This window comes from Rummeliibacillus pycnus, assembly GCF_002884495.1.
GTDB lineage: Bacteria > Bacillota > Bacilli > Bacillales_A > Planococcaceae > Rummeliibacillus > Rummeliibacillus pycnus.
The window spans coordinates 1,149,422-1,171,700 of sequence record NZ_KZ614145.1; the positions used below are offsets into that span (position 1 = coordinate 1,149,422).

Genomic DNA, 22,279 nt, shown 5'->3' on the forward strand with positions numbered 1-22,279 from the left:
ATTTCATTCCTAATTAATACAAAAAAAATATAGGTCTTCATTTTTTGCATCCACTCAAAGACGAAGGGGGATTTGTATGGACATCAAACAACTCTATTACTTTTGTACAATTGTTTCAGAGGGACAAATTACAAAAGCTGCAGCTAAATTACATATGGCTCAGCCACCCTTAAGCCAACAATTAAAGCAATTAGAAAGCGAGTTAGGGGTTGTATTATTTGAAAGAAAAGGTCGGAAATTATTATTAACAGACTCAGGTAAAGCACTTTATGAGAATTCTCAAAAGCTTCTCTCTGATCTTGAAGACATTAAAATGAAAGTAAAAGAAATTAATGAAGGGATTCGGGGGAAATTGTCAATAGGCGTCAGTAAGACATGCTTTTCTTACTTACCAGAACGAATCCAGTTTTTCCGTGCTGAATACCCAGAAGTCCTATTCCATATAATTGAAGGTGATACTGCTCAAATTTGCGATTTATTGATGGACAGAAGTATTGAAGTAGCCATTACGCGTTTTCCAATTGATCATGAACATTTTGCAATGAAAGCGTTTAAAAATGAACCTTACGTTTTAATTATCCCTAAGACATGGAAACACTTATTATCAAATGAACATAAAATCACATTAGAAGATGTGCAACAGTTTCCACTAATGCTATTACACCGGATTCATGGAACGGGTCAATATGAAATCATCACAAAAGCATTCAAAGACCAGCACCTTAACCCCCATATTATTCTTGAATGTCCAGACGTTAGTATATTGTTTTTACTAGCAAATTCAGAAATTGGCGCGACGATCGTTCCACTAGGGGCAATTGAGAATATCTCACACGATAATCTTCATGTAGTTGAAATTACAGATGCAAACATTCATTCTGAGTCAGGTATCATTTGGCTAAAAGATCGTCACTTATCCAAATGCACACAATTATTCATTGAATCTTTTGATTCATATTATTAGTTTCTTCAGAAAAAACATTTAGCAAATAACAAAAGGTATCAGAGAGATGTCCTCTCGATACCTTTTATTGTTGTGTATGTTTTTAAGCAAATCTGCAATTAAAGAAATCTTTTAACTGTGAAAATAGTATTAATTAATGATTTAAAACTTTACCAATATCACTACCTGTTTGAGTCTTTACTAAAATTTCATCAAAATTAGATGGCTCTTTAATAGCTTGTCTATTTCCAATCAACGTTCCAACATAGCATGCTATAAATCCAAGTGGTATCGAAACAATCCCTGGAGATGCTAATGGAAAAATAGGATTCCCTACGAAAATTGCTTGCCCTTGAACAGGACTCCAGAAGTTAGGACCTATTACAACTAATAAGATGGTACCTATTAAACCAACAAGCATTCCTGTAATTGCACCGGTTTTATTGAATTTACGCCAATAGATTGTCAATAAGATAACAGGTAGATTTGAACTTGCTGCTAAAGTCATGGCAAGGGTTGATAAAAATGCAACATTGAATTGTTGTAAAAACAATGAAAAAACAAGAGCAATGATTGTAATAACAATAGAAGCAATTCTCACCATCGTCATTTGTTGTTTTTCAGTCGCTTTACCATTTTTGAATATTTCATTATACAAATCATGTGAGAATGCTGTTGCACCTGTAATAACTATACCAGCAACTACGGCTAAGATTGTTGCAAAAGAAACTGCAGATACAAATGCAAACATAAAGCCTCCACCAAGATATTGCGCTAACAATGGAGCTGCCATATTCCCCGCAGGATTTGCTTCAATAATTTTACCTGTCCCCACTAGTTTTGTTGCGGCAAGACCTAAGAAGATTACCATAACGTGGAATAAACCCATAAGCCACATTAGCCAAATAACAGATTTTCTAGCTGTTTTTCCATCCGGAACCGTTAAAAAGCGAACTAAAACATGTGGTAATCCAGCTGTACCTAACAATAATCCTAATGTTAACGATATTCCCTCAAGACTACTCTTATATTTAATTCCAGGGTTTAAAAAGTCTGCACCAAATGTTGTTGCTGTTTTCACTTCTGAAAAAACGCCAATAAAATTAAAGTTAAACTTCATCATAGCAAGTATGAATAAAATAAATGTACCACCTATTAATAAGATCGCTTTTATAATTTGAACCCAACTTGTAGCAGTCATACCCCCAAATAATACAAAAAGTAACATTGCAATTCCTACAAAAATAACAGAAACATTATAAGGAATGCCTAATAATAATTTGAAAAGTGCACCGGCAGCAACTAGTTGACCTAACATGTAAAAAACAGAAATCACAATCGTATTAATAGCTGTTACACCTCGTACTTGTTTATATCGATAACGAGCTGTAATCATGTCACCAAGGGTATATTTCCCCAAATTCCGTAAAGGCTCTGCAACTAAAAATAATATCACTAAAAAAGAAATTAACGCTGGATACATTAAAAAAAATCCATCATATCCAGTTAACGAGAAAGCCCCGATTAACCCCAAAAATGTAGATGCTGACATAAAGTCACCAGCTAAAGCTAAACCATTTTGTCTTGCTGTTAATGCCCCTCCAGCAGTATAAAAAGAACCAGCCGTTTTTGTTCTTTTGGATGCATAATACGTAATGAATAATGTCATGACCGTAATCGCTGCAAACATAATGATGACGCTTATACTCATCTACAGCACCTCCTGATTCTCTAAGATAGATTTTGCCTCTTTATCGAAGTAGTCTGCTTTTTTTAGATAAATACTACTCACAATAAACGCCATTGGAATCATAGAAATACCGTAAATCCATGCCCACGAGAGTTCACCAATTACTTTCCCGTTTAAAAGGTTAGTTGAGATTGCTAAGTACGGCAAAATCAATGAATATAACAAATAAAATAGAGTGTAATAGATCGTAAATCTCTTTTTTTCCCTACACATTTTTACAAAAACATCTGACTTTGCAATTTTGCCATAATCCATCTTACTGTTTTCGTTTTCAAAATTTTCTGTCATTTCTTGAGATGGTTGTTTTAGCGAAACATGTTGTTCTGTTTGAATCAATCACATCATCCCCTTTTCATTATTCAATTGTCTTCAAATTTGACCCCTTTGTGTAAATAAGATTTTCCTAACATCTACTCCCTTCCATATGTAAGCCCTTTCTTTTGAGCTTTTTCAGTCATAGTACCAAAATTTAAACGCTAATGATAATACTAAAAAAGTATCTTATATATACAAAAAATATATTTTAAGTATTTAAATAATTGACTTATATTAAATTTAATAACTATTTTTCCCATAATTTATCCATTACAATCAAAGGAGTGAAGCATATGAATACAATTTATGTAAAGTATCAAGGTACACCACAATTGCAAACAATGACTAAAGAAATGCTCCAACAGATTCCAATTGACTACCCTGTTGGCGGTACGATCTATGGTACTCTACTAAATTATCAAGAAGAATTTAATCAATTAAAACCCCTTCTTACTACCGCGCCATATAATGATTTTCCGAAAGCACCTATACTCTATATTAAGCCTGCTAATACTCTCAATGCACATCAAAAAATTATTCCCTTAACAAATGACGTTGAGAATGTTCAAGCAAACGGAACTCTTGCAATTGTTATTAAAAAAAATGCATACAAAGTAAAAAAAGAACAATATAAGGAGTTCATCTTAGGATATACCATTGCTAATGATATTACGATTCCACATGAAAATTACTATCGTCCCGCAATTCTTCATAAATCAAGGGATGGCTTTTGTCCAATCGGCCCTTATATTGTAAGTGTTGATTCAATATACGATCCGAATAATCTAACAATCTCCACTTTTGTGAATGGAGAGTTAAAAAAACAAGTCTCGACTAGTGGTTTAATACGTTCAATTGGTCAACTTCTTGAAGACGTTACAGAATTTATGACATTATCTGCTGGTGATGTATTACTAACGGGCATTCCATCAAATCCACCTCTTGTAAATGATGGTGATTTGGTTAGTATTACAATCGATCAAATAGGTACTTTGACAAATGAAATTAAAGTATTTTGAGTCATTCAGAAAAAGGAGGAAATCATATGAAGCATGCAATAGTTGCATATAAAGGAAAAATCCATAATGCTATAGAAGAATTTGATTCGTTGCGCTTAGATTCAGGTCAACTTGTTTCTGTAGATGATGTTGTCTGGCTACCACCAGTTAAACCACATACAATTTTTGCATTGGGTTTAAATTACGCAGATCATGCCGCTGAACTATCATTTACTGCTCCAAAAGAACCTCTTGTATTCCTGAAAGGACCAAATACATTAACTGGTCACAAAAGTGAAGCAGTTCGTCCTGAAGATGTTAGCTATATGCATTATGAATGTGAGTTGGCAGTTGTCCTAGGAAAGTCAGGAAAAAATATAAAAAAAGAAGATGCATATGAATACATTAAAGGTTATTCGGTATGTAATGACTATGCAATACGAGATTATTTAGAAAATTATTATCGCCCCAATTTACGTGTTAAAAATCGCGATTCCTTAACGCCAATTGGTCCTTGGCTAGTAGATAAGGAAGATATAAAAGATCCTATGAACTTAGAACTAAAAACTTATATTAATGGTGAGCTTGTTCAGCATGGATCAACGAAGGACATGATTTTTAACATCCAAGATCTAATCGAATATTTAAGTAGTTTTATGACTTTAAATGAAAATGACATTATTTTAACAGGAACACCAAAAGGCTCTGTAGATACAAAAGTAGGTGATCAAGTCCTTACAGAAATTGAAGGGATCGGTTCCCTACAAAATACTATTATTGCTAACCCTGTTTCGGTAAAAGTATAGGGAGGATGAAATAATTTATGCCGCATTTTATATTAGAATATACCGATAATATTGCAAGTCAAGCAAATATCCAGGTACTATTAAAAAAAGTGAATGAAATTTTAATATCGAAAAGTCCCTTATTTCCTGTAGGCGGAATCCGATCACGTGCCATTCAATTACATGACTATTTTATTGCTGATGGTAAAGAAGATTATGCTTTTGTTCATGCTACATTAAAAATCGGAGCTGGAAGAAGTCATGAAGATAAAAAAGAAACCTGTGATGAATTATTTGAAATGATGAAAGATCATTTTAACACAATTTATAGTGAGCGTTATTTTGCACTATCTTTAGAACTATACGAGTTTAGTGAAGCTGGAACATACAAACTTAATAATTTACATCAAAAGTTTAAACAGCAATCTTCAGAAAAGGTATAAACAATTTAACATCAACATTTGAAAAGAGCATCTCGTTTGAGATGCTCTTTTCAAATAGTTTTATTTTTTTAAATTGTATATAAACCTATTTTTACAATAATGGCTGTTCTTCAAATGGTTTTAGTTCAATTAAATAGGTTTGTCCATTCTGAATAAAAGTACCATCAATTCGATCTCTTTTTAATTCGCCTACTATTTTGATTTTAGAACCTTTGAAATTAATAACAATATTGATCATGTTCCCATCCGAATAGATACTTTCTAAAGGATAATTCTTTAATCCTTGCTCTGGAACCGACAATGAACCATCGCTTTTATCTAGCTTCAAATTAATTGTTAAGGGTGTTAGAGGTATTTCAATATTCCCTTCCCATTCACCTAAGAATTTTTCGTTGATATTATCTTCCAACTGTTTTCTATTAGTTCCTGCTCCACAACCGGTTAATAGAATGAGTATAATCAGTAATATTAATAGTTTTTTCATATTTTCCTCCTAGATAAACTTTTAATTATTAGACTATTTACCACTTTTCAAGACTGTCCATCTCTTATGTAAGTATGTTCATATCTATGCGACAGATTCTCTTTCAAGTACCATTTTCAATATATTTTACTTATCTGTAATATTTTAAGTAATACAAATAGATTCTACAGAATTTTAGAAAATACTCTTGTTCAATACTTATCTAATAAAATGTTCTACAAAAAGAAAAAAAGTTAATAATTCACTCTTGACATTATAAGAATATAGCGTTATTATAATTTATGTCATAAGGCAACGGGCGTATGGCGCAATTGGCTAGCGCACCTGACTCTTAATCAGGGGGTTGTGGGTTCGACCCCCACTACGCCCATACTTAAAAAAGAACATCATCTGTTGATGATGTTCTTTTTATTTTTTATGATATTTAAATAATATTTTAATATTATAAAAGAAATAAACTACTAAAAATTAAAAAGTGTTGATCAGTCTTCAATAACGAATCAACACCCTATGCGTATAATTATGAATTAACCAAATTACTCACAATTGAACGATCTAGTAACCATTCTTTATTACTATCCAACAGTTATGAATACATAATTGTCTTTTAAACGAACTTACGCATTATTTTATTTACCACAGTGCATTGCTGCTTCAGCTTCATCCCAAGGTACAACATAGCCTTTTCCTTTTGCGCAAAAAATACTCGAAGAAGTATATTCTGAATCTGCATCTTTATTGTATTTGATGTTCTCGATTATTTCCTTTGAATTATGGCAAGTATCGTAGCCACTATACGTTAAAGATAGTGCACCTTTTCCGTTTGTATACGCTGCAAAGGTAGTGCTGTAATTCATAAATGTAGAAACAGGCACTCTCCCTTTAATAATTGCTTTACTTTCTAGTAGAATTGGTGTTTCAAATTCCCCAAATGCTTGTTGAATATCTGTCATCATTCGACCAACAAGTTCACTAGAAGCTTTCATCTTAAAAGAATAATAAGGCTCTAATAGACTATTTTCAGTTTGTTCAAGGCCTTGACGAATAGCACGATATGTCGCTTCTCGGAAATCGCCACCTTCAGTGTGTTTAATATGAGCTCTACCAGTAACAAGTGTAAATTTGATATCTGTGATAGGAAATCCCGTTAATACCCCATGATGTTCTTTTTCAAAAATATGTTGTTCTATTAATCGTTGATGACCGATTGATAAATCATCTGCATGACATTTATTTTCAAATACGATACCCACACCTCTTTTAGTGGGTTCCATTTTCAAATGTACTTCTGCATAATGCTTCAAAGGTTCAAAATGGCCGTATCCCATAACTGTATGATCAATTGTTTCCATATATAGAATTTGTGGATTTTCAAAATGTACTTGAAGTCCAAAACGTTCTTTTACCACTTCCATCAAAACTTCTATTTGGATAATCCCCATTACATGAATATGTATTTCCTGGAATTTTTCATTCCATATAACATGCAGTGATGGATCTTCTGCATCTAATAACATGAAGTTGGCCAATACATCTTTAATATGTTCTGTTCCCTCATTTACAACTTTAGATTGTAATGTAGGTACAAGCTCAAATACCTGTTTGTTATTAGTCGCTATTTCTCCTATCACATCACCGATAGTAGCTTTTGTAATGCCCGTTACCGCAAAAACTTCACCTGCTTGTATTTCTTTTACCACTCCATATTTATGACCATTATAAAGGCGAATTTCCGTCACTTTTTCTGATAATTCACCAAAATGAAGTTCTTCTCTAACTTTTAACTTTCCTGTTATAGCTTTCATGAATGTGATTCGTTGTTTTTTATCATCATGCCGAATCTTAAAAACTTTTGCAGTAAAAGGTTGTTCATCATTAAAGTTTGTTTCAGTTAAAATCGTTATCTGTTCAAAAAATTCCATGATTCCTATACCTTTTAAAGCTGAACCTTCAGCACACGGAAAGATCTCTCCGTCCTGAATCAATTGGCGGAATTTTTTTAATACTTGATGTCTATTAAGATCTTGTTCCATATACTTTTCAAGTAATTCATCATCTCTTTCAACAATAAAATCAAGCAATTGTTCGGATATAGAGTGTGTAGATAATTGATGTGTTATTGAAAGAATGTTGGGCGAAAGTTCCTGCTGCATTTCTTCAATAACCTTATCTACATCTGCTCCTTCACGATCTATTTTATTGATAAAGATAAAAGTAGGAACATGATACTTTCTTAGCAGTTGCCAAACAGTTTCTGTATGTCCCTCAACACCGTCCGCTGCACTGACTATTACAATTGCATAATCTAATACTTGAATTGCTCTTTCCATTTCAGGAGAAAAGTCTACATGCCCTGGCGTGTCAATAATTGTATAAATATCTTCACCATCTATAATACGTCCTTGCTCGGCAAAAACTGTTATACCACGTTCTCTCTCAATTATATGATTATCCAAAAATGCATCTTTGTGATCGACACGCCCAAGCTCTTTTATACTATTTGTATGATAGAGCAGTTGTTCAGAAAAAGTTGTTTTTCCTGCGTCAACATGCGCTAAAACCCCGATTGTCTTAAACATAATAAGTTCCTCATTTCTTACAACACTAGAAACTAGTATATCTTATACTTGTGGAATTTATCATTTATAAAGTTCTATGTGAATGTTTAGGGTTTGACTTTGAAAAGCTAAGGTATGTAGCAACTTGTAATACGGCAATTTAAATTAACGAAAGAACCGAGCCATCCGACAAGTCTATATTAAATAAAATATGATGCTTCTAATTATCTGCTTTTCTTAACTGACTTATTTTCATTTTATAAATTAGAATGTTGATCTTCGTTTCAGGTGGCTACTCCTCGAAAATGCATACGCATTTTCTTCGTGCGATGTTTTTTCAGTGAAGTTCATTTAATATCCTCCAAAAAAGCGAGACAGGTGAGCCCCCTCAGAGATTGAGGAAAGCGTCCACCTGCAACGGAAATCAATAGATTAGTACCGCAAAAATTATCATTCATTCTAAAATGGAATGATTCAATTCATACTTTTTGGACAGCTCTTTCATTTAGCCTCTATTTATTCCCATTCATATGGAGTTTCTTGGTAAACATAATAGTTTAACCAATTAGAGAATAATAAATGGGTATGTGATCGCCATGTATTTAATGGTTCTTCTGTTGGATCATTATTAGGGAAATAATGTTTCGGAACAGAAACATCTAAACCTTTTGCAAGATCCCGCTCATATTCTTCTTTCAATGTATTAGCATCATATTCTAAATGACCAGTTACCATAATTAACTTTTCATCATTAGAGATAGCGATAAATAATCCAGCTTCATCTGAAGAAGATAAAACGGTTAAATCAGGATGTGCCTCAACCTCTTCCAGTGAAACAGATGTATTTCGCGAGTGAGGTGCTGTAAATACATCATTAAAGCCTCTTAACAACTCAACTGTCGAATCATTTACAGTGTGTCGGAAAACTCCTGTACATTTTTCTGGTAATGGGAACTTTCCAATACCAAAGTGGTGATAAAGTGCAGCTTGTGCGCCCCAACAAATATGGAGTACTGATGTAACATTTGTCTTTGACCAGTCCATAATGGCTTGAATTTCATCCCAAAAATCTACGTCTTCAAATTCCATTAATTCGATTGGCGCCCCTGTAATAATAAGGCCATCAAAACGTCGATGTTTTACTTCTTCATAGGTTGAATAGAATGTTTCTAAATGTGATTTGCTGACATTTTTTGATTCATGTGTTGCAGTATTTAAAAATGTTACATTTGTTTGTAACGGTGTATTTCCTAGTAATCTAAGAAGTTGTAACTCTGTTTTTTCTTTTTGAGGCATTAAATTTAAAATTGCAATATTTAATGGTCTAATATTTTGACTTTTAGATCGTACCTCATCCATTACAAATATTTTCTCTTTTTTTAAAAGCTCAGCTGCTGGTAAATCTTTCGGAATATTAATTGGCATTCGTAAACGCTCCTTTTCATAAAAAATAAAACCTCTTTTCTATGATAAGAAAAGAGGTTTCAAGTAATTTGAGTTCTTCTTTTTCTTATCTTTCAAGACATTGTCTTGTAGGACTTAGCACCTTTCTGCAATGCAGAGGTTGCTGAAGCGTCATTGGGCCATTTCCCTCAGCTTCTCTTGATAAGAATTATGTAGTTAATGTAATCCTAACACTTTCATATCATTAATGCAAACTTTTCTGACAATTAAAATTCAAGCTTAAACGTTGATATATAAAGATTATTAACCTTATAAAGATTGTAGGTTTTAAATATTCCACACAATTTAAGTATTCGTTTTTGTAATTGTTTCATAATCTTATAGGCTTTTCATTCAGTTAGTATATGAATATTCCCTAAAGTCATCTCCTAGCAAAAAACTAATTCTTTACTTAACAAACTTACGTTATAAAGCCCAAATGTTTATGCGGACATTTGGGCTTTATTATAAGCTGTTTAATCAATCTTAAATTTTTTTATAGCTTCTGACAGTTTTTCACTTAATGTAGTTAAGTTTTCAGCAGATGCCGAAACAGATTCAATGGCATTAAGCTGTTCTGTAGAAGAAGCACTTACTTCTTCACACGCTGCTGCCGTTTCTTCTGAAGTTGCAGCCATTTGTTGAGTAAGTTCAACTACTTCATCTTTAAAACGTGTTACACCTACCACACTATTTGAAATCTCAGAGATTGACTTTTCAAGACGATGGATATGACTAGAAATATCATTAAAAGTATTACTTGTTTTATTCACTACTTCATTTTGTGTTTCGAACGTTTCTTTTGTTGCCAACATTTTCTCTGTTACTTGTCTCGATTCTTGTTGTAATGCTAGTACTATTTCTCGAACTTCTTCAGTTGCCTCTGCGGATTGCTCTGCTAATTTTCGAACTTCTTCAGCAACAACAGCAAAACCTTTACCATGCTCACCAGCTCTAGCTGCTTCAATACTAGCATTTAATGCTAATAAATTTGTTTGACTCGATATTTCCATAATTGTTTGCATAATACTATTAATTGATTTAATTTTCGTTTCTAAAGTCAAAATTACAGTTGCCATTTCTGACATACTATTTTCCCACTCGTCAAAGGTGTTATGTAATTGGTTGATTTGTTCTTGTCCACCTTTATTGGCTTGTTGAGCTTCCTTTGCAATCCCCATCATATCTACAGATTTATCATGTATATCATTGATCTGTATGCTTAATGACTGTGTATGTTCACCAGCTGTTTCCGCACGACTTGCTGAATTGCTTGCTCCTTCAGCAATTTCTCCAATAGCTGCAGTAACTTCTTCACTCGATGCACTTGTTTCTTCAGCCAAAGCATTTAATTTAAGTGAGTTCTCATTTACTTCTGTAGATGAATCTTTGACAACCCGAATAATAGAATTCATATTGTCTATCATTTTATTAAAGTCTTGAGATAATTGCCCTACTTCGTCTTTTCCGCTGTAACGGGCATGAACTGATAAATCCCCATTTGCTACTTGATCCATTAACCTTCTTAAAACAGCAATGGGTTTTGTAATCTTAGCAATCACTAAGACAAGTACTCCAAAAAGGATCGCCAACAGAATTATTGAAACAATGACAAACATATTACGAATGTCTGAGGCTGTTTGATGAATTTGTGTTTGATCATATACAGCCCCAATTTTCCACTTCAAGTTTGGCAAAGTATTGTAAATAGTTATATACGATTTTCCATTTTCATCGTCGTATACAACCCCTTTTTGTTTAGAGCTATCAAATATTTTTTTCACATATGAATATTTTGATAAATCTTGACCTGATTTAGTTGGATGTACAATTGCTGTACCATTATTTCCAATAATAATAGGATAACCTTTAAAACCAAGTTCTGTTTTTGAAATTTCCTTTGATAAGTTTGATAATAAGATATCCGTACCTACTACACCAATAATTTCCCCATTTTTCACAACAGCTTTTGCAGCTGAAATTGTATATTCTTTAGTTGCCTGATCTATGTATGGTTCAGTCCAATATACCTTATTTGGATTATTATAAGCATTTTTATACCAATCTCGTGTTGTAGGATCAAAATCAGAACCCAAATCTACTTTTGGTAAAATATCTAAATGTCTATTCGTTTGTGCATAGTATACAGAAGTAGTTGAATTATATATCGATAAGAAATCATTAAATTTCGCATCTATGTTTTTTATAGATGATTTTCCTTTATAGTTAAGTACCTCATTTGACTTAGAAAATTGAATAAGCCCTTTTTCATAGTTTCCTAAATAATTTTCAATTGATGAAGACATTCCATTTACAAGTACTTGGCTTTGATCTATTAAACTTGCATCAGTCTTTTGATTCACTGTATAAGTACTGATAACATTTAATAAAACTAAGCCGACAGATACTAAGGCAATAACTGTACTAATAATTTTCCACTTGATTGTTTTACCCATTTCTTTCTTTTTCCCTTCCAAGCCTGTAGTAATAAATACTAAAACAACTTAAAGTCGAATTAGTTAAATAGACTCACAAATTTTTCACTTTACAAGTATAACAAATTTCGACAATATTTTTTACAAATAATTTATTTTTTTATGAAAATTCATACTAGTACTTGATTTTTTCGAAATATGAACATTTTAAGGAACAAAATCTATTATTTAAACAATAAAATCACATTGATATTTAAAATTTTTTGTATTACTCTGTTATATAATAGATAATTATGATAGAATATTTGTTAAATTTATATTTCAACTAAGGAGTGCTTACTAGTGAAAATCGAACGATCAAAGAAAATGGCTATGTTTCCAAAAGCAATATTCGGAGATTTAAAGGCCGCCGCCACTCGTAAAGCAGCTACTGGTACTAAGATAATAGATTTAAGTCTTGGTAGTCCTGATCTACCACCAGATGAGAAAGTTCGTACAGAGCTTTCAAAACAAGCAGCTTTGGCTAGTTCTTATGGTTATACTTTAGGCGGAACAAAAAAATTCTATCAAGCTGTAGCGAATTATTATAAACGCCGCAGCAATGTTGATTTAGATCCCGAAACAGAAATTATTCAAACGATGGGTTCACAAGAAGGTTTAGTGCATGTACCAATGGCCTTTTGCAACCCTGGGGATTACGTTTTATCAACCAATCCCGCCTATGTAGCCTATGATGCCGGTATTCACTTAGCCGAAGCGATTCCTTATTATATGCCTTTGAAAGAAGAAAACTCTTTTTTACCTGACTTTGATGCAATTCCTATAGAAGTTGCAGAGAAAGCTAAATTAATGATTTTAAATTTACCAGGTAATCCAGTACCAGCTACGCCATCTGAAGAGTTTTTTTCAAAAGTAGTTGCCTTTGCAAAAAAATATAATATTATTGTACTTCATGATGCTGCCTATTCAGAGTTCTATTTTGATGGTGGAAGTCCAATGAGTTTCTTATCTACTCCTGGTGCAAAAGAAGTAGGTATGGAAATTAATTCACTTTCAAAAAGCTTTAGTTTAGCTGGTGCACGCATCGCTTATATCGCAGGTAATGCTGAAATGATTTCTATTATTCAAGAGCTTAAATCCAATCTTGACTTTGGTACTTACCAACCTATTCAAGATGCAGCATGTGTAGCTTTAGATAACGCTGAAGAAATTACAGATCGTTTACGTGCTGTATTTACTAAGCGCCACCATACTTTAATGGAAGGTTTAAAAAACATCGGCTGGACGGTTACTCCTTCAAATGGGGGTATGTTCGTTTGGGCAAAATACCCTATGCAAGAACTGAATGATATCGAATTTGTTTTCAAAGTAATTGAAGAAACAGGTGTTGTATTAGTACCTGGATCAATCTTCGGCGAAGCCGGAAAAAATTACGTACGTGTCGCATTAGTTCAAGACCAAGCACTTTTAAGTGAAGCCATTGAACGTCTTGGAAAACTTTCTAAGATTGAAGCTTAATTTAATACGATTGATTGAGAAAACCGAGTTTACTAGATGTAGACTCGGTTTTTTTACATATATTTTAGTTTGAATTATGAATACTTTTGGATTTCTCATGGTTTTTTGCTCTATTTGAGCTCCTTTTTGCTTTACTCTGGCTCTCTTTCAGTTGTGCCAGGGAAGATTAAAAAAATAATTCGCCCCTCATATTTTTCACTTCAATTATTAATATATATTTCTCAGCATTCACCTTGTAAGCCTGCTTGAAATCTATTGAATTCTTCGAGTATAAAATATTGTTTTGAATGATTATGGGAAAGTCTAACTTGCATTCTTTCAATTGCAGATTGTACTAGTGGGGAATTTCTTACTAAAAAATAAGCATCACTTCTTTTATGAATTTTAATTAGACACTAAATTAAATACTCTGATTGAATCTTACGTTTACTATAAATAAATATTCTAATTATTACAATATTTTCTATCCTTACAGCTAATTATTTTATATTATATAGACTATCGAGGTCCATAAAAAACAAACTCCCCAATATAGAAAATACTGGCATTAAGGAGTTTGCTCATTATTATAATATTACCCAAAGCTGCGGAGTTGCTTTGGGTGGAATTGAGAGTGTACACATTTTGTAAAAAGCAGCACACTCACAATTCCTAAAAATACCATCTTTGTATTTTAATAATCCTGTAGATGAACGAATCACAGTATTCTCATCTATTCGTGTTAGTAATTGATCGGCCAGCAAATTTGTCTTCTCATTATATTGACCAATAGTGACTGCAAAAAATTTTTCTTCTTCATTTACTACAAAAAGCGAGGGATGATATTCAAGTGACACTTTTCCTGATTCAAAATTTTGATTCTGAACATAGGCTTGAAAATATTGTTCAGCTTTTAAATTGTTCGGTTGCAAAAGATCAAATCCTCGGCCATGTACAATAGGAGTATTTTGTAATTTCAAAAAGATGTTATGATTTGAAAATTTAAGATTACATTTAACTAGATATTGCTCTTCTATATGAATAATTTGCCCCTCTAAACATTGATACCGCATTAAAAGTTCCCCCCTTCTGCTATTATATATCACCTCTTAATATTAAACTTTTATCTCCTATCTATACTTCACTAGTCTTTTATTTAAAATAAAAAAATAGTGCTCCCCAATAAGTGAAAAGGTACCCGTTTCCTTTTCGCTTATTGTTAGCACTAAAAAAGAGGTTATTTGCTAGTGAATGGCGGTTCTCTGAGCGCATTAATTCACTGTTGTTAACTCACTGTTGTTGTTGCTGGAATTATAGCTTGCAAAATTGCAACTGCTTCATCAATTTCGTCATAACTTACCGTTAGTGGTGGTAATAGACGTACAACATTTTCACCAGCTGCCACCACCAATAATCCATTCTTTTCTGCAGTATCAACGATTACAGAAGAATTTTCGCAAGTTATACCTTGTAAAAAGCCCATTCCTCGAACTTCGACTGTTTCAGGCAATGCGTCAACTAATTTCTCCTTCAAATATTGAGATTTTTTCTTCACATTTTCTAAAAAAGTTTTATCAAAAATTTCATTTATAACAGCGGTTGCAACTGACATGGCTAATGGATTTCCACCAAAAGTAGAGCCATGAGTACCTGGTCCAAAACTATCGTACAGTTCTGCTGTTCCAAGCATTGCACCGATTGGGAATCCACCAGCTAAACCTTTTGCGAGCGTCACAATATGTGGTTTTAATGCAGTTTGCATATATGCATAAGGAGTACCTGAACGACCAATACCTGTTTGTACTTCATCCACAATACATAAAATACCTTTATCTTCGCAGACTTTTTGAATAGCTTCGGCAAATTCAGGTGCTATGACATGAACGCCACCTTCGCCTTGGACCACTTCTAACATGATCGCTGCTGTTTCATCGTCAACTGCAGAAAGTAAAGCTTCGACATCGTTATAAGGAAGATATTCAAATTTTTCAACAATCGGTCCAAAGCCACTATGTACTTTCTCTTGACCTGTTGCTGACATTGCACCGAAAGTTCGACCATGGAAAGAATGTAAAAAAGTAATGATCTTATGTTTGCCTGTATGTTTTCTTGCCAATTTTATGGCTGCTTCATTTGCTTCTGTACCACTATTACAGAAAAATGCATGTGATAAGTGAGTACCCTTAACTAATTTTTCCGCTAATTGCTCTTGATACTTATTTTGAAATAAGTTAGAAGTATGCCATAATAGCTCACTTTGATGTTTGATCGTTTCAACTAAAATTGGATTTGCATGGCCAAGACTTAATACGGCAATACCACTTGTGAAATCCAAATATGTCTTACCATTTTCATCCCATACTTTAGTACCTTTTCCTTTCACAAGTTGAATTGGTCTTCTTGTATAATTTCCAAATAATGCGCTCATAAACGAACACCCTCTTTTGCAATTTTTGTTCCTTCAAAATACTGATTGACGATATGAATTTCTGGAATGCCAGATTCTAAACATTCAACAGCTGCTTTTACTTTTGGGATCATTCCACCAAAGATATCTTCTGAATTAATCCAATCATTAATTTCTTCTGGATTGACTTCTTCTTTCACTTCACCTTGTATCTTAATACCATTTGTATCAGTTACAAGAACTAAAGCTTCTGCTTTTATAGCTAGTGCAATATCACTTGCTACTGTATCCCCATTAATGTTAAGTGGGATGCCATCGCTCGTTGCTCCAAAACAAGCAATGACAGGAATTTGACCAGAATGTAAATAACTTTGTATTTTTTCATCATGAACTTTTTGAATTTTTCCTACATAACCGTAAACATGTTCATCGAGAAAATCACTTTCAAAAATACTACCATCCATCCCATTTAATCCAACCGTTTGAATATTTGCTGATAGAAGTTGGTTGGTTAAGAAAGGATTAACTTTTTCCACTAGTGCATTTTGAACGATTCCAACAGCTTCTTTTGAAGTATAACGGATACCATTAACCGTTTTATAAGCTATGTTATTCTTTTCTAATTCTTCATTGATCATTGGTCCACCACCATGGACAATGACAATTTGATAGCCTTCTGACAAATACTTTTTAAGTGAATCAAAAAAGGATGAGTGCAGACCAGCTAACATACTTCCACCTAATTTAATGACAAGTTTCTTAGGATCTGTATGTGGCATTGATTTGGACATAGTCATATGTTAAATCGCACCCCCATGCTGTTCCTTTTCCTTCACCGATTCCAAGATCCACAGCAATTTTCACTTCATTTTGTTTTAAATAGTCCGTTAACACTTCTTCTGAGAAAGGAATTGGTTCACCAAATTGTACTACCGTTGTAGAACCAATTTGAATAGTGATTGTTTCTGGATTCACAGTCATACCACTATAACCTACTGCACAAATAACTCTTCCCCAGTTTGCATCACAACCAAATACAGCCGTTTTAACTAGTGATGAACCTACGACTGTTTTGGCAATTTGCAATGCTTCTAAATCTGTTTTTCCTCCTGTTACGTTAACCTCTATAAGTTTTGTGGCTCCTTCACCATCTTTTGCAATCATTTTAGATAAGTCTTCACAAGTCGCATTAAACGCTTCTGTAAATGCATTCCAATCAGGATGAGATGGTGTTAACTCATTGTTTTCTGCCAAACCATTAGCAAGAACAAGAACTGTATCATTTGTTGATGTATCTCCATCAACTGTAATAGCATTAAAAGTTTTTTCAGTTGTATCTGCAAGTAATGCTTGTAGTGTTTCATGGCTAATATTAGCGTCAGTTGTAATGTAAGCGAGCATCGTTGCCATATTGGGCTTAATCATTCCAGAACCTTTTGCCACTCCCGCAATAATTACTTCTTTGCCATCAATTTTAATTGTATAGGCAGTATGTTTTGTGGCTGTATCTGTTGTAAGAATAGCTTGAGAAAAATCAAGGGCATCTTCTAACTGCGAGCCTACTTCAATCTTTTCAATTCCTACTTTGATTGTATCCATTGGCATTAATTCGCCAATAACTCCGGTTGAGCAAACACCTACCAAGTTTTGTGAAATCCCTAACTTTTCAGCAGTTAATTTTTGCATTGTATAGGCATCTTCTAAACCTTGCTTCCCTGTGCATGCATTTGCATTTCCGGAATTCACAACGATGGCTTGCATTTTCCCTGTATGGTGTACCACTTCTTTTGATATTAGCAACGGCGCTGCTTTAATTACATTTGTAGTGAATACTCCTGCAACATTTGCAGGGACATCACTCACTAAAAGAGCTAAGTCTTTCTTTTTATGCTTTACACCACAATGAATTCCTGCTGCTTTAAATCCCTTTGGCGAAATCAGATTATGGCTTGCACTTCTCTTTAGGTTTTCTGTTACTATCGTCATGTCTATCGCTCCTTATATCCAAATTGGTATTTGTTTTAATCCACTTGTTTCTTCAATCCCAAACATTAAATTCATATTTTGAATGGCTTGCCCTGCAGCACCTTTAACTAAGTTATCTATAACTGAAATAATGGTTGCACGTCCGGTTCTTTCGTCAATATTAATATGAATATCGCAATAATTTGTTCCACGTACTTGAGATGTACTAATTTTTGATGCATCTTCTAAAATTCGAACAAAAGGATGTTGATCGTACTTGTCATGAAGACTATTTAGAAGATCGTCTTTTGTTATTCCTTTTTGCAGTTTTGCGTAGCTAGTTGCCATTATTCCTCGATTCATCGGAACTAGATGCGTTGAAAAAGTAATTGGCTGATCTGTGTGGGCAAACATTGACATTGCCTGCTCAATTTCAGGAATGTGTTGATGCTTATTAATTTTATAAATTGATGTATTATCATTTGTTTCACAAAAATGATTATTTGCATTTGGTTTATTCCCAGCGCCACTTATTCCACTTTTCGCATCGATGATTAGATTCTCTGAATCTATTAGTTCATCACGTAACAGTGGAAGGAGAGATAACAAAACAGCTGTTGGATAACATCCTGGATTTGCAATCAATTTTCCTTTTTGAATTTCTTTACCATTCCATTCTGTTAATCCGTATACACTTTGTTCAATTAATTTTTGAGGTGCCGGGGACAATTTATACCACTTTTCATAATCTTCTGTATTTTTTATCCGAAAGTCACCTGAAAGATCAATTACTTTAACGTTCTCCGTTAAAATTTCGGGAATTAGTTTGCTCGATACCCCAGATGGCGTACTGGTAAAAATAACTTCTAATTTTTGCAATGCTTCAGGTTCAATTTTTTGTAATGGTTGGTCTATAATTTTTCGAAGGTGTGCATATTTATTCGAAAATACGATTCCTTCTTCAGAAGATGAAAATAGATGTATGTTTTCAATTTCTGAATGATTATACAATAACCTTAATAATTCTAGACCTCCATACCCTGTTGCTCCAATTATTCCAACCTGCATTGCTCTCACCTCTTGTTTATGATGTTACTATTATATTTCTGGATATTTATAAAGTCAATTGTATTTTTATTATTTATTGAATTTTTTATCAAAAATAAATCGATTCAATATTTCAGCATAAAAAAATTCTGTTGACAATTAAGTGTCAACAGAATTTTTTAGTTATTATTTGTTTTTTTCCAATCATTAATTTCATATTCTAAATCTGGATGATCTGTATATTTGTTGTATCGTTTTTTAAATAAATAAAATAGATGTGTAACAAATACTTTTAATACTGCATATCCTGGGATCCCAAGAACAACCCCTGGGACACCAAATAGAGAACCTGCTGTTAATAATACGAAAATAATTGTTATAGGATGTACATGTAGTGATTTCCCCATGATTTGTGGTGATATAAATTTACCTTCAACTAATTGAACAATCGTCCAAACAACAGCTAATTTTAGTAGCATAATTGGTGTATTTACAACAGCAATTATAGCTGCTGGAGTAATTGCAATAATTGGCCCTAGATACGGTACAACACTTGTTAACATTGCTAACACACCTAAAACAACCGCATAGTCTAAACCGATAATTAAAAAACCAATCGTTACCATAACACCTATACAAAATGCGACTAAAATTTGCCCTTGTATATAGCTACTTATTTGATGATCTGCTTCATGCAGTACATGTGCAGCATCTTCTCGCATTCTTGGTGGTAGAAGTTTTAGTATATATTTTGGTAGCTTTTCACCATCTTTAAGCAAGTAAAACAAGATGAATGGAACTGTGACGATTGCCACGATAATTCCCGTTAATGTTGAAATAAAACCTGTAATACCAGTTGCTAGACTTGTTCCTAATTCTTTTGCAGCATCCTTCACAGTGACATTTAATTGATTTGAAATATTATTTAATACTTCATTTATATTAAAATTATATTTTGTTAATGTTTCACTCAAACTTGATTTCTCGATCATATCTTGAACTGAATGGACTACTTGCATAAAGTAATTCGGAAATTCTTGTATTAAATTCAAAAATTGACCTTTTAAAAATGGAAATACAAGTGTAACAAATAACGAAATTAGACTAAGACCCACTATATAAATCATCAAGATTGCCCAGATTTTCGGTATTTTCCATTTCATCATTAGATGCAAAACAGGTCTTAGTAAGTAATACAAAATCATTGCTAATATCACTGGTAATACAACTGTTTTTATAAAAACGATAATGGGATAAAAGATGAAGGAAATTTTATCATATATTAAAATAATGCATCCTAATAATAGTAAAGTGATTAACCCAAATAACAGATTTTTGCCACCAAGAAACTGGATAAACCTCGTTGAAAAGAATGAGCGTTTTTCTGGTTGCAATGAATTTCCCCCTCTTTTATTACACATTCAAATCATTACATCTATCTTCCTATTTCCATTATACTCCGATATTACTTATTGGAACCAAGAAAATTATCTAGAGCTTGCTTATTTTGCTGAAGGTTTATTTCAAGTACAGAACCAGCTTGTGGATAATAACCAAAATTATAACTATGCTCTACAGGAATCGTTAGACGTTGCATTTTAATATTTCCTTTGAGAAGTGGCAAAATGAATGATAATTCTTCTTGATTTGTAATATCTGTCTCTACATAACCTTTCACGGCACCTAATAGTTTAGGGTAATTTTTATAATTCTTAGGTGAAAGAGCTTCTTTTTTTAATGCTTCTAAGGCTTTTTGTTGACGATCAACGCGACCAAAATCACCTAAGTTATCGTGACGAAAACGTGAGAATCCTAAAAGTTCTTTACCATTTAAACGCTGTTCACCTTTTTTCAAACTAACGCCAATATTCTTAGACATATCATGATCTACATATACTTTGACACCATTTGGTGCGACTATATCCACTAAAGACTCAAAGCTTTTAAAATCGATTAATGCATAATGATTAATTTCTACCCCAAAAGTATTTTTTAGAGTATCTTTTAGTAATTGAACGCCACCTAAATAATAAGCTGTATTTAGTTTATATGATTGGTATCCTGGTATATTGGCATAAATATCACGCATAAAAGATACCATTTTCACATCATTCGTATCTTTGTTCCAAGAAACTAAAATCATGGAATCTGTTCGTGATCTTGCCTCTCCTCGCGTATCAATTCCTAGTAAAAGGATATTTTCAATATTTGATTTGGATTGTGGATCACCGTTAAATTGTTCTGTTTTTTTCGATATTCCTGTACTTGATGCTAGTTTTTCACCAGCTTTATACTGTGTATAGGAATAAGCACCAACAATTACCGCTAATAATAATACTATAATAAAAAAGGCACGACCTTTTCTTAGTTTTCGTTTTTTCTTTCGGACATGAGTATGACGCTTTTCGTCCATATGACTTTCCCCTTTCGTTACTCCTTTTTTTCTAGGAAGTTATCATGTAAACTACATAATAGATGTAGAAGCTATTCTACGCAAGTATGATTAACTAAAATTGACTTAAGGAGGTCGTATGAATGCCAACAACCACATTATCTACTGCTACTTTTGCTGGCGGCTGCTTTTGGTGTATGGTTAAACCATTTGTCGAATGGGATGGTATACATAGCGTAATTTCAGGTTATATGGGTGGACACTTAGAAAATCCTTCATATGAAGATGTTAAAAAAGGAAACTCCGGGCATCTAGAGGTTGTCCAAATTGTCTTCGATGAAAACATTTTCCCATACGAAAAATTACTAGAAATTTTTTGGCAGCAAATTGATCCAACTGATGATGGTGGACAATTCCATGACCGCGGAAGCAATTATTGCACGGCTATTTTTTATCATACCGAACAACAAAAGATAGAAGCAGAAAAATCAAAACAAGATTTAGCCAATAGTGGCCGCTTTAAAAAGCCAATTGTAACTCAAATTAGAGCTGCTGAAACCTTCTATCCTGCTGAAGATTACCATCAAGATTTTTATAAAAAGAAACCTGAACATTATAAAAAAGATCGCGCTGCATCTGGTCGCGATGAGTTTCTACAAAAAAATTGGTAGTCACATTCATATGTAAGGACGCTCAAGATTAAAAATGGATGCATATAGGGTACATCACTTTTTGTTGTGTACCCTTTTTCACATTTCTATTATAAAATTTCTCCAATAAACTTATAATTATACATTTTTCTTATAAAAATACTTGC

At 33.2% G+C, this 22,279-nt stretch carries 19 protein-coding genes, 1 tRNA gene and 1 riboswitch; of the genes, 7 read left to right on the forward strand and 13 right to left on the reverse strand.

Going from position 1 to position 22,279, the window contains the following annotated elements; genetic code table 11:
• The first annotated feature begins 76 nt into the window (after window positions 1-76).
• Complete coding sequence (locus CEF14_RS05835) at window positions 77-964, forward strand: LysR family transcriptional regulator (protein WP_102691989.1); 888 nt, start codon at window positions 77-79, stop codon at window positions 962-964.
• A gap of 133 nt (window positions 965-1,097) precedes the next feature.
• On the opposite strand, the gene CEF14_RS05840 is transcribed toward CEF14_RS05835, so the two are convergent.
• Together CEF14_RS05840 and CEF14_RS05845 are read right to left on the reverse strand one after the other, a co-directional pair.
• Complete coding sequence (locus CEF14_RS05840) at window positions 1,098-2,654, reverse strand: solute symporter family protein (protein ID WP_102691990.1); 1,557 nt, start codon at window positions 2,652-2,654, stop codon at window positions 1,098-1,100.
• Complete coding sequence (locus CEF14_RS05845) at window positions 2,655-3,029, reverse strand: DUF485 domain-containing protein (RefSeq protein ID WP_102691991.1); 375 nt, start codon at window positions 3,027-3,029, stop codon at window positions 2,655-2,657. It lies immediately after the preceding gene.
• Window positions 3,030-3,301: 272 nt separating this feature from the next.
• On the opposite strand from CEF14_RS05845, the gene CEF14_RS05850 reads away from it, so the two are divergent.
• Genes CEF14_RS05850 through CEF14_RS05860 form a run of 3 tightly spaced genes read left to right on the forward strand, consistent with a single transcriptional unit; the run spans window position 3,302 to window position 5,234 of the window.
• A complete protein-coding gene (locus CEF14_RS05850; RefSeq protein WP_211284566.1) occupies window positions 3,302-4,027 on the forward strand; it encodes a fumarylacetoacetate hydrolase family protein in 726 nt (241 codons plus the stop codon).
• Between the two features lie 26 nt (window positions 4,028-4,053).
• Entirely contained in the window at window positions 4,054-4,812 is a 759-nt protein-coding gene (locus tag CEF14_RS05855; RefSeq protein WP_102691992.1) for a fumarylacetoacetate hydrolase family protein, read from the forward strand.
• 17 nt (window positions 4,813-4,829) lie between these two features.
• Complete coding sequence (locus tag CEF14_RS05860) at window positions 4,830-5,234, forward strand: 5-carboxymethyl-2-hydroxymuconate Delta-isomerase (protein WP_102691993.1); 405 nt, start codon at window positions 4,830-4,832, stop codon at window positions 5,232-5,234.
• Window positions 5,235-5,325: 91 nt separating this feature from the next.
• On the opposite strand, the gene CEF14_RS05865 is transcribed toward CEF14_RS05860, so the two are convergent.
• On the reverse strand, window positions 5,326-5,718 hold the full coding sequence (locus CEF14_RS05865; RefSeq protein WP_102691994.1) for a hypothetical protein: 393 nt from the start codon (window positions 5,716-5,718) through the stop codon (window positions 5,326-5,328).
• Between the two features lie 296 nt (window positions 5,719-6,014).
• On the opposite strand from CEF14_RS05865, the gene CEF14_RS05870 reads away from it, so the two are divergent.
• Window positions 6,015-6,088: transfer RNA gene (locus CEF14_RS05870), tRNA-Lys, on the forward strand.
• Window positions 6,089-6,347: 259 nt separating this feature from the next.
• Here the strand turns inward: CEF14_RS05870 and CEF14_RS05875 are convergent.
• From CEF14_RS05875 to CEF14_RS05885, 3 genes are all read right to left on the reverse strand, one after another.
• A complete protein-coding gene (locus CEF14_RS05875; RefSeq protein ID WP_102691995.1) occupies window positions 6,348-8,297 on the reverse strand; it encodes an elongation factor G in 1,950 nt (649 codons plus the stop codon).
• A gap of 495 nt (window positions 8,298-8,792) precedes the next feature.
• Window positions 8,793-9,701: a homoserine O-acetyltransferase MetA gene (gene metA / locus CEF14_RS05880; protein WP_102691996.1), complete on the reverse strand. Its 909-nt coding sequence runs from the start codon at window positions 9,699-9,701 to the stop codon at window positions 8,793-8,795.
• An 82-nt stretch (window positions 9,702-9,783) separates the two neighbouring features.
• Window positions 9,784-9,888, reverse strand: a riboswitch (SAM riboswitch).
• Between the two features lie 307 nt (window positions 9,889-10,195).
• Complete coding sequence (locus CEF14_RS05885) at window positions 10,196-12,175, reverse strand: methyl-accepting chemotaxis protein (protein ID WP_102691997.1); 1,980 nt, start codon at window positions 12,173-12,175, stop codon at window positions 10,196-10,198.
• Between the two features lie 321 nt (window positions 12,176-12,496).
• Between CEF14_RS05885 and CEF14_RS05890 the strand changes: the two genes are divergently transcribed.
• Window positions 12,497-13,672 (forward strand): aminotransferase class I/II-fold pyridoxal phosphate-dependent enzyme, encoded by a 1,176-nt coding sequence (locus CEF14_RS05890; RefSeq protein WP_102691998.1) that lies wholly within the window; start codon window positions 12,497-12,499, stop codon window positions 13,670-13,672.
• Between the two features lie 566 nt (window positions 13,673-14,238).
• Here CEF14_RS05890 and CEF14_RS05895 read toward each other — a convergent pair.
• The 7 genes from CEF14_RS05895 to CEF14_RS05925 all read right to left on the reverse strand — a co-directional run bounded on the left by CEF14_RS05895 (window position 14,239) and on the right by CEF14_RS05925 (window position 21,483).
• Window positions 14,239-14,724 carry a hypothetical protein gene (locus CEF14_RS05895; RefSeq protein ID WP_102691999.1) on the reverse strand — a complete coding sequence of 162 codons (486 nt, stop codon included), beginning with the start codon at window positions 14,722-14,724 and terminating at the stop codon, window positions 14,239-14,241.
• Window positions 14,725-14,936: 212 nt separating this feature from the next.
• Entirely contained in the window at window positions 14,937-16,079 is a 1,143-nt protein-coding gene (locus tag CEF14_RS05900; protein ID WP_102692000.1) for an acetylornithine transaminase, read from the reverse strand.
• Window positions 16,076-16,855 carry an acetylglutamate kinase gene (gene argB, locus CEF14_RS05905; protein WP_102692001.1) on the reverse strand — a complete coding sequence of 260 codons (780 nt, stop codon included), beginning with the start codon at window positions 16,853-16,855 and terminating at the stop codon, window positions 16,076-16,078. The genes CEF14_RS05900 and argB overlap by 4 nt, the downstream gene beginning before the upstream one ends.
• Window positions 16,818-18,044 (reverse strand): bifunctional glutamate N-acetyltransferase/amino-acid acetyltransferase ArgJ, encoded by a 1,227-nt coding sequence (gene argJ / locus CEF14_RS05910; protein WP_102692002.1) that lies wholly within the window; start codon window positions 18,042-18,044, stop codon window positions 16,818-16,820. The genes argB and argJ overlap by 38 nt, the downstream gene beginning before the upstream one ends.
• A 12-nt stretch (window positions 18,045-18,056) precedes the next feature.
• The gene (argC, locus tag CEF14_RS05915; protein WP_102692003.1) at window positions 18,057-19,091 is read right to left on the reverse strand and encodes an N-acetyl-gamma-glutamyl-phosphate reductase; all 1,035 of its coding nucleotides are present in this window, start codon (window positions 19,089-19,091) and stop codon (window positions 18,057-18,059) included.
• Between the two features lie 158 nt (window positions 19,092-19,249).
• Window positions 19,250-20,491, reverse strand: a complete 1,242-nt coding sequence (locus CEF14_RS05920; protein ID WP_102692004.1) for an AI-2E family transporter — start codon at window positions 20,489-20,491, stop codon at window positions 19,250-19,252.
• Window positions 20,492-20,535: 44 nt separating this feature from the next.
• Window positions 20,536-21,483, reverse strand: coding sequence for an LCP family protein (locus CEF14_RS05925; RefSeq protein ID WP_102692005.1), 948 nt, complete (start codon window positions 21,481-21,483; stop codon window positions 20,536-20,538).
• 122 nt (window positions 21,484-21,605) lie between these two features.
• Here CEF14_RS05925 and msrA point away from each other — a divergent pair, with 122 nt between their 5' ends.
• Entirely contained in the window at window positions 21,606-22,133 is a 528-nt protein-coding gene (msrA, locus tag CEF14_RS05930) for a peptide-methionine (S)-S-oxide reductase MsrA (protein WP_102692006.1), read from the forward strand.
• The last annotated feature ends 146 nt before the right edge of the window (window positions 22,134-22,279 follow it).

Bases quoted from the DNA above. Each gene is read 5' to 3' on its own strand.
- metA (WP_102691996.1), bottom strand. From the start codon at position 9,701: ATGCCAATTAATATTCCGAAAGATTTACCAGCAGCTGAGCTTTTAAAA.
- CEF14_RS05925 (WP_102692005.1), bottom strand. From the start codon at position 21,483: ATGGACGAAAAGCGTCATACTCATGTCCGAAAGAAAAAACGAAAACTA.
- argB (WP_102692001.1), bottom strand. From the start codon at position 16,855: ATGACTATGTCCAAATCAATGCCACATACAGATCCTAAGAAACTTGTC.
- CEF14_RS05885 (WP_102691997.1), bottom strand. From the start codon at position 12,175: ATGGGTAAAACAATCAAGTGGAAAATTATTAGTACAGTTATTGCCTTA.
- CEF14_RS05840 (WP_102691990.1), bottom strand. From the start codon at position 2,654: ATGAGTATAAGCGTCATCATTATGTTTGCAGCGATTACGGTCATGACA.
- CEF14_RS05920 (WP_102692004.1), bottom strand. From the start codon at position 20,491: ATGTGTAATAAAAGAGGGGGAAATTCATTGCAACCAGAAAAACGCTCA.
- CEF14_RS05895 (WP_102691999.1), bottom strand. From the start codon at position 14,724: ATGCGGTATCAATGTTTAGAGGGGCAAATTATTCATATAGAAGAGCAA.
- CEF14_RS05855 (WP_102691992.1), top strand. From the start codon at position 4,054: ATGAAGCATGCAATAGTTGCATATAAAGGAAAAATCCATAATGCTATA.
- argJ (WP_102692002.1), bottom strand. From the start codon at position 18,044: ATGACGATAGTAACAGAAAACCTAAAGAGAAGTGCAAGCCATAATCTG.
- CEF14_RS05860 (WP_102691993.1), top strand. From the start codon at position 4,830: ATGCCGCATTTTATATTAGAATATACCGATAATATTGCAAGTCAAGCA.
- CEF14_RS05865 (WP_102691994.1), bottom strand. From the start codon at position 5,718: ATGAAAAAACTATTAATATTACTGATTATACTCATTCTATTAACCGGT.
- argC (WP_102692003.1), bottom strand. From the start codon at position 19,091: ATGCAGGTTGGAATAATTGGAGCAACAGGGTATGGAGGTCTAGAATTA.
- CEF14_RS05900 (WP_102692000.1), bottom strand. From the start codon at position 16,079: ATGAGCGCATTATTTGGAAATTATACAAGAAGACCAATTCAACTTGTG.
- CEF14_RS05835 (WP_102691989.1), top strand. From the start codon at position 77: ATGGACATCAAACAACTCTATTACTTTTGTACAATTGTTTCAGAGGGA.
- CEF14_RS05875 (WP_102691995.1), bottom strand. From the start codon at position 8,297: ATGTTTAAGACAATCGGGGTTTTAGCGCATGTTGACGCAGGAAAAACA.
- msrA (WP_102692006.1), top strand. From the start codon at position 21,606: ATGCCAACAACCACATTATCTACTGCTACTTTTGCTGGCGGCTGCTTT.
- CEF14_RS05850 (WP_211284566.1), top strand. From the start codon at position 3,302: ATGAATACAATTTATGTAAAGTATCAAGGTACACCACAATTGCAAACA.